At 71.3% G+C, this 2,150-nt stretch carries 4 protein-coding genes; 2 read left to right on the forward strand and 2 right to left on the reverse strand.

Going from position 1 to position 2,150, the window contains the following annotated elements:
* The first annotated feature begins 9 nt into the window (after positions 1–9).
* On the forward strand, positions 10–174 hold the full coding sequence (locus DW309_RS13635; protein ID WP_275090545.1) for a helix-turn-helix domain-containing protein: 165 nt from the start codon (positions 10–12) through the stop codon (positions 172–174).
* A 102-nt stretch (positions 175–276) separates the two neighbouring features.
* On the opposite strand, the gene DW309_RS13640 is transcribed toward DW309_RS13635, so the two are convergent.
* Positions 277–720 carry a riboflavin kinase gene (locus DW309_RS13640; protein WP_136045681.1) on the reverse strand — a complete coding sequence of 148 codons (444 nt, stop codon included), beginning with the start codon at positions 718–720 and terminating at the stop codon, positions 277–279.
* Positions 717–1,226 carry a flavin reductase family protein gene (locus DW309_RS13645; protein WP_136029594.1) on the reverse strand — a complete coding sequence of 170 codons (510 nt, stop codon included), beginning with the start codon at positions 1,224–1,226 and terminating at the stop codon, positions 717–719. Before DW309_RS13645 ends, DW309_RS13640 begins: the two co-directional genes overlap by 4 nt.
* A gap of 101 nt (positions 1,227–1,327) precedes the next feature.
* Here DW309_RS13645 and DW309_RS13650 point away from each other — a divergent pair, with 101 nt between their 5' ends.
* A complete protein-coding gene (locus tag DW309_RS13650) occupies positions 1,328–2,029 on the forward strand; it encodes a PadR family transcriptional regulator (protein WP_240753224.1) in 702 nt (233 codons plus the stop codon).
* Positions 2,030–2,150: the final 121 nt, after the last annotated feature.

The following is a 2,150-nucleotide window of genomic DNA, read 5'->3' on the forward strand; positions in this document are numbered from 1 at the left end:
CGGGTCTGGCTGGAGCACGACGCACGCGCGGAGCCGGCCGCCGCGGCGCTGGGCATCCACCGGCACACCCTGCGCTCGCGGGTCGCGCAGGCCGGCGCCATGCTGGGCGTGGATCTGGCGTCGTTCCCCGCCCGCGCCGAGCTCTGGGCGCTGCTGCAGACCGCGCGCGACTGATCCGCGCCCCGCCCCTGCACCGGCTCAGGCCCGCGCAGCCTCATCCCGCGCGGCCCCATCCCCTCCCCGAGTGCGCGGCTTGCTGCCGACCGCCCCGCCTGTTCACACGGAGAAACCGTGCCCTCGGCGCGAGGCCGGGCGTCCGGTGCGCGCCCGCCGCACCGTCGCGAGGAGGGCCCCGGCACGCTCGATGTCGGCGGCGGTCTGGGCTACGAGGGCCGCGACGGTGTCGAAGCAGAGCGTCGGGCGCAGCAGCGAGAGCAGCTCGACCCGGAGACGGTGCCCGTACAGGTCGAGGTCCGTGTCGTGCAGGTGCACCTCCACCCGGCGCTCCCGGCTGCCGTGGAAGGTCGGGTTGGCACCCACGCTCACGGTCGCGGGCATCCCCTCCTGCTCGTCGTCGATCCAGGCCAGCGCGGCGTAGATGCCGTCGGCGGGGAGACCGGGGCCGTCGAGGGCGAGGTTGGCGGTCGGGAACCCGAGGTCGCGTCCTCGACCGTCGCCGGGGACGACCACTCCGGCGATCTCGCGGACGGGTGCGCTCACACGCCTGCGGCGGGAGAGATCGCGCGGTAGCGGCTCTGGTGGAACACGAGCGGCTCGACGTCGTCGAAGAGCGTCACGTCCTGGATCTCGTACAGAGCGATCTCGTGATCGCCACCGTCGAACGTGCTGTGCAGACGGCAGGTGAGCCAGAGCGCGGCGTCGGCCACCAGCACGGCCCCGCCGTCGGTGCGGTGCCAGGCGTGACCCCCGAACCGGTCCCCCTCCCGCGCGGACAGGGAGCGGCTGAGCGGTTCGTGGTGTGCCGCGAGGACGCTCATCCCCAGTTCCGGGACGGCACGCAGCACCGGCCAGGTCTTCGAGGTGCGGGCGGCGCTGACCGCGACGAGGGCGGGCTCCAGGGAGATCGAGGTGAAGGAGTTGACCGCCATCCCGACGGCGCGATCGTCCACGACGGCCGCGAGGGCGACCACCCCCGTGGGATAGACCGAGAAGGCACGACGGAGCGCACGGTCACGCGGCAGGGCATCGGTCACGGCAGTGGTCATCACGAGTCCTTTCGATAGTCAACTTTGACTAAGGCGACTATAGACAAATTTGACCACTCAAACAACCGGGAGCGCGCATCCCAGCCGTTAGCATGAACGACATGTCGACCACCCGTCTCGTCGTCCTCGGCGCCGTGAAGCAGTTCCAGCCGGTACACGGCTACTTCCTCCGGCGAGAACTGATGACCTGGCACGTCGACGAGTGGGCGCACATCCAGCCCGGCTCGATCTACAACGCCCTCCGGGCCCTGGAGGTCGACGGGTACATCACGGAGAGCGGCACCGAGGCCGAGGGCAAGCGCCCCGCCCGCACCACGTATCGCATCACCCCCTCGGGCGAGGTCGAGCTGCAGCGGATGCTGCGCGAGAACCTCTGGAACGTGGCGGCCTTCGACACCCAGGCGATCATGACCGTCGCCTCGTTCATGTTCGTGCTGAGCCGCCAGGAGGTCATCGCGGGCCTGGAGCACCGCCTCATCAAGAGCGACGCGATCATCACGCAGAACGGCTTCGATGTGCAGGACACCCTGCGCTCCGAGACCACGCCGAAGTACGTGCGCGAGATCTTCGACCTCTCCACCGCCCGGCTCACCGCCGAGAAGCAGTGGCTGCTCGACCTGCTGGAACGGCTGCGGGCCGGCGAGTACGCCTTCGCGGGCGAGACGGCCGAGGACACGATGCCGGAGCGGGAGGCGGCGGCCGCCACGACGAAGAGCCCCGCCAAGACGGCGACGAAGAGCACCGCAACGACGGCGAAGAAGAGCCCCGCGAAGACGGCGACGAAGAGCACCGCGAAGGACTGACCGCACCCCGCGCCGCCCCTCCGGACCGGCCTCAGCGCGTCGCCGTCAGCTCCGCCAGCGCCTCGGGCGTGAGCGCCGGAGTGGTCGCTCCCCGGTGCAGCGCCACGATCGCCCCCGCGGC

The sequence above is a fragment of the Microbacterium sp. K41 genome (assembly GCF_004794395.1).
GTDB classification, from domain to species: Bacteria; Actinomycetota; Actinomycetes; order Actinomycetales; family Microbacteriaceae; genus Microbacterium; species Microbacterium sufflavum.

Bases quoted from the DNA above. Each gene is read 5' to 3' on its own strand.
- DW309_RS13645 (WP_136029594.1), bottom strand. From the start codon at position 1,226: ATGACCACTGCCGTGACCGATGCCCTGCCGCGTGACCGTGCGCTCCGT.
- DW309_RS13650 (WP_240753224.1), top strand. From the start codon at position 1,328: ATGTCGACCACCCGTCTCGTCGTCCTCGGCGCCGTGAAGCAGTTCCAG.